The organism is Alcaligenes sp. Marseille-Q7550, assembly GCF_965112015.1.
On sequence record NZ_CBCOPU010000005.1, the window covers coordinates 1 to 4793 of the forward strand.

The 4793-nt window shown below is 63.8% G+C and carries 5 protein-coding genes; 3 read left to right on the plus strand and 2 right to left on the minus strand.

What is annotated here, in order from left to right:
- The 3 genes from ACWPWO_RS18570 to ACWPWO_RS18580 form a co-directional block, all read left to right on the plus strand.
- Window positions 1–572 (plus strand): proton-conducting transporter transmembrane domain-containing protein (locus ACWPWO_RS18570; protein WP_454007863.1); only part of this gene is annotated, 572 nt, incomplete at its 5' end.
- Window positions 573–583: 11 nt separating this feature from the next.
- Complete coding sequence (nuoN, locus tag ACWPWO_RS18575) at window positions 584–2062, plus strand: NADH-quinone oxidoreductase subunit NuoN (protein ID WP_454007864.1); 1479 nt, start codon at window positions 584–586, stop codon at window positions 2060–2062.
- Window positions 2063–2075: 13 nt separating this feature from the next.
- A complete protein-coding gene (locus ACWPWO_RS18580; RefSeq protein ID WP_454007865.1) occupies window positions 2076–2606 on the plus strand; it encodes a DUF2818 family protein in 531 nt (176 codons plus the stop codon).
- Window positions 2607–2673: 67 nt separating this feature from the next.
- Here ACWPWO_RS18580 and ACWPWO_RS18585 read toward each other — a convergent pair.
- Window positions 2674–4043, minus strand: a protein-coding gene (locus ACWPWO_RS18585; RefSeq protein WP_454004211.1) for an IS3 family transposase whose coding sequence is annotated in 2 segments (ribosomal slippage) — window positions 2674–3552 and window positions 3555–4043 — 1368 coding nt in all. Because the reading frame shifts where the segments join, the coding sequence is not laid out codon by codon here.
- A gap of 108 nt (window positions 4044–4151) precedes the next feature.
- Window positions 4152–4793 (minus strand): fumarate hydratase C-terminal domain-containing protein (locus ACWPWO_RS18590; RefSeq protein WP_454007866.1); only part of this gene is annotated, 642 nt, incomplete at its 5' end.

Below are 4793 nucleotides of genomic sequence, written 5' to 3' on the forward strand. Positions count from 1 at the left end.
TGGCGTATTCGTCCGTGGCGCACATGGGCTTCGTTACCCTGGGCTTCTTCGTGTTCAACACGACCGGCATGGAAGGCGCGATCATGCAGATGATCTCGCACGGCTTCGTCTCCGGCGCGATGTTCCTGTGCATCGGCGTGCTGTACGACCGCCTGCACACCCGCCGCATCGCCGACTACGGCGGCGTGGTCAACGTGATGCCCCGTTTCGTGACGTTCTTCGTGCTGTTCTCCATGGCCAACAGCGGCCTGCCCGGCACCAGCGGATTCATCGGCGAATTCACCGTCATCATGGGCGCGGTCGAACACAATTTCTGGATCGGCCTGCTGACGGCCACGGCCCTGATCACCGGCGCGGCCTATTCGCTGTGGATGCTCAAGCGCGTGGCCTTCGGCCCCGTGGGCAACGAGAACGTTGCCGGCATGAGCGATCTGAGCAGCCGCGAGTTCTTCGTTCTTGGCGTAATGGCGATTGCTGTGTTGGGTATGGGTGTCTATCCAAAACCATTCACCGATGTCATGCACGTTTCGGTTGAAGCGCTGCTGCAACACGTCTCCATCTCGAAACTGTAGGCCGAAACACTATGGAAACTACCTTCAACTTTTCTCTGGCCCTGCCTGAGATTCTGCTCCTGGTTCTGGCCTCGTGTGTGCTGATTTTCGACTCCTTCAGCGCGCACAAGCAGCGCCACAATACCTTCGTGCTCAGCCTGGGCACGCTGGTGGTGGTCGCGCTGGGCGTCGCCTGGCAGTGGTCGCAGGGCATGACCGGCACCACGTTCGGCGGTCTGTTCGTGGTGGACGAGCTGTCCCACTTCCTGAAGCTGCTGTCCTGCGCGGCCGTGGCCGTCACCCTGATCTACGGTCGTGACTACGCCGAGCAGCGCGACATGCTGGATCGCGGCGGCGAGCTGTACACCCTGTCGCTGATGGCGCTGCTGGGCCAGATGATCATGATCTCGGCCAACAGCATGCTGACGGTCTACCTGGGCGTCGAGCTGATGTCCTTCGCCTTGTACGCCCTGGTGGCCCTGCGCCGCGAGCATCGCCAGTCCATCGAAGCCGCCATGAAGTACTTCGTGCTGGGCGCGCTGGCTTCCGGCGTGCTGCTGCACGGCATGTCCATGATCTACGGCGCCACCGGCCATCTGGAACTGACCCGCATCGCCGAAGTCATCGGCTCGGGCAAGGCCGAGCGCCTGGCTCTGGTGTTCGGCGTGGTGTTCGTGGTCTCGGGCCTGGCCTTCAAGCTGACCGCCGCTCCCTTCCATATGTGGACGCCTGACGTCTACCAGGGCGCGCCCACCACGGTCACCCTGATCATCGGCGCGGCTCCCAAGCTGGCGGCCTTCGCCGTGACCCTGCGTTTCCTGGTCGAAGGCCTGCACGGCATCGCCGTGGACTGGCAGCCCATGCTGCTGGTGCTGGCCGTGGTGTCGCTGGCGCTGGGCAACCTGACCGCCATCGTGCAGAAGAACCTCAAGCGGATGCTGGCTTACTCCACCATCTCGCACATGGGCTTCATCCTGCTGGGCCTGCTGGCCGGCGTCTTCGACGGCCAGACCAGCGCCCAGGCCTACGGCGCCTCTTTGTTCTACGTCGTGATCTACGTGCTGACCACGCTGAGCACCTTCGGCCTGATCCTGTTGCTGAGCCGCCGCGGCTTCGAGTGCGAGAACATCGACGACCTGAAGGGCCTGAACCGCCGCAATCCCGGCCTGGCCCTGGTGTGGCTGCTGTCCATGTTCTCGCTGGCCGGCATCCCCCCGCTGGCCGGCTTCGGCGCCAAGCTGAGCGTGTTGCAGGCCGTGGTCGGCGCAGGCTACATCTGGCTGGCCGTCTTCGCCGTGGTCATGTCCCTGATCGGCGCGTTCTACTACCTGCGCGTGGTCAAGGTTGCCTACTTCGACGAGCCTGAAGGCGAAGCGCATCCTTTGGCGACAGGCGTGTTCACCAAGGCCGTCATGCTGGTGAACGGCGTGTTGATCATCGGCCTGGGCCTGCTGCCCGGCGGCCTGATGGACACCTGCATCCGCGTGATCCAGGCATCCCTGCAATTCTGATCGAGGTGACGACATGGACCAAAGCCTTTCCATCTGGGTGCTGATCGTTCTTTCGCTGATCACGGCCAATCTGCCGTTCTTCGTGGAGAAACCCTTGCTGGTTCTGCCTTGGTCCGCGCGGGGAGAAACGCCGCGTCCCGCCTGGCTGCAGTTGTTCAGCGGCGTGGTGTTCCTGGCCGTGGTGACGGCGCTGGGCCTGGGCATCTACAGCCTGATCGGCCGCAGCTCGGGCCTGAGCTCCACGCCCGCCATGCTGGGCAAGGTGGCGCTGGCGCTGGCTGTGGCCGCGGCAGTGTTCTACTTTCCGGCCTGGCGCGCAAGAGGCCAGAACGTCCACAAGAGCTTTTTTTTCCGCTTGCTGGAAGTCTGTGCGTTCTACGGCATCGTCGGCGCCCTGGGCTTCGCCTTCGAAGCCAGCATCGGCAATCCCTTCAGCCAGACCTGGGTGTTCTACACCATCACCTTCGCCTTGTTCCTGGTGCTGGCCTATCCAGGCTATGTGTATCGCTACCTGATGCGCCACCCCAAGGGCAAGTTCGAATAGGCCGGCTGAACCGCCATAAAAAAACCCGCATGCGTGAACTGACCCCCGAAAGTTGGACGGTCAGAGCCTAAAGCCCGAAGGCCTGAGCTCGGTACTGCACCGGGCTCAGGCCTTTTAGCTTGAGCTTGATGCGTTCGTGATTGTAGTAGTGGATGTACTGGCCGATGCCGGCCTGGAGCTGCTCGATGCTCTCGAAGCGGTTCAGGTGGAAGAACTCGGCCTTGAGCGTACCGAAGAAGCTTTCCATGGCGGCATTGTCCAGGCAGTTTCCCTTGCGCGACATGCTCTGAATCACGCCTTGCTCAGCGAGCAGACGCCGGTACTGGGGCTGCTGGTACTGCCAGCCCTGATCGGAGTGCAGCAGCGGGCGATCCGTGGGTGCGAGCCGGGCCAGCGCTTTCTGGAGCATGCTGCCCACGAGCTGGAACACGGGGCGCAGGCTGGTCTCGTAGGCCACGATCTCGCCGTTGTACAGGTCCATCACCGGCGAGAGGTACAGCTTGTCGGCGCCGACCTTGAACTCGGTCACATCCGTCACCCACTTCTGGTTGGGCCTGTCGGCCTGGAACTGGCGCGTCAGCAGGTTCGGCGCCACACGGCCCTGCTCGCCTCGGTACGAACGGTATTTCTTCGGGCGCACCAAGGACTTCAGTCCCAGCGTCTGCATCACGCGCTGGACGGCCTTGTGGTTGATGAGCTCACCGGCCCGGCGCAGCGCCGCCGTGATGCGCCGGTAGCCATAGCGGCCCTGGTGCTGGTCGTACAGCGCGCGGATGCGCGCCTTCAGCCCGGCGCAGGGATCGGCCGCGCCCAGTGCCTTGGCCTGGTAGTAGAACGTGCTGCGCGACAGCCCGGCCACCTTCAGCAGCACGGCCAAGGTGTGGCCTTGCCTCAATTCGAGCACGACCCGCGCTTTTTCTGCGCGGCCAGCGCTTTTTCCTGACGCAAGGCCCTCAATTTTTTTAAGTACGCATTCTCCGCGCGCAGATATTCGTTCTCTTGGCGCAACTGCTCCAGCGTGCGCGTGTCCTCGCAGGGCGAAGGCGTAAGGGTTGGAGGTTTGGGGGATTTCATCGTCGGGGAGCGGCCTGGGCGAGGGTTGGGGGTCAGGGCGCGAAGGCCCCCTTCATGATACTCGCGTTCCCACCGCCTCACGACGCCATGGCCGCCGCGCACGTCGAACCGCGCCGCGGCTTGGCGGCAAGACAAGCCCTCTTGCCACATCCGACTCAACACGGACAGCTTGAACTCGGCGCCGTAGTGACCGCTGTGCTTCTTGTGCAATCCCGCCTCGCCATGCTCTCGGTACTGCGCGGCCCAGCGGCGCACCGTCCCATGATCGAGCCCATATCGCCCGGCCAATGCCCGGGCCCCTAGCGACCCGGACCAATAGTCCCGTGCCACTTCCAGCTTGAAGTCCACATCATATTTCGCCATGTAAAACCCCCGAAGGTTGGATCAATGTCCAACTTTCGGGGGTCAGTTCAAATGCGCGGGCTTTTTCATGCTTCATGCGGCCGGGACGGACGTCCCGCCGCGCCGGGCTCAGATCGCGACCAGCGGGATCTCGGCAATGCGCTTGCGCCATTCGGCCGGGCCGGTATTGTGCACCGACACGCCTTCGGAATCCACGGCCACCGTCACAGGCATGTCCTTGACGTCGAACTCGTAGATGGCTTCCATGCCCAGGTCCTCGAAGGCAACGATCTTGGCGCCGCGGATGGCCTTGGACACCAGGTAGGCGGAACCGCCCACCGCCATCAGGTAGGCCGACTTGTGGGCGCGGATGGAATCGATGGCGACCGGGCCGCGCTCGGCCTTGCCTATCATGGCGATCAGGCCGGTCTTGGACAGCATCATGTCGGTGAACTTGTCCATGCGAGTCGCCGTGGTCGGGCCCGCAGGACCCACGACCTCGTCGCCCACGGGATCGACAGGGCCCACGTAGTAGATGACGCGATTGGTGAAGTCCACGGGGAGGGACTCGCCCTTTTCCAGCATGTCCTGGATGCGCTTGTGGGCGGCGTCGCGGCCGGTCAGCATCTTGCCGGACAGCAGCAGGGTCTCGCCAGGCTTCCAGGAGGCGACCTCGGCCGGCGTCAGGGTGTTCAGGTCCACCTGGCGGGACTTGTTGTAGTCGGGCGCCCAGTGGATGTCCGGCCAGGCCGACAGCGGCGGAGGCGTCAG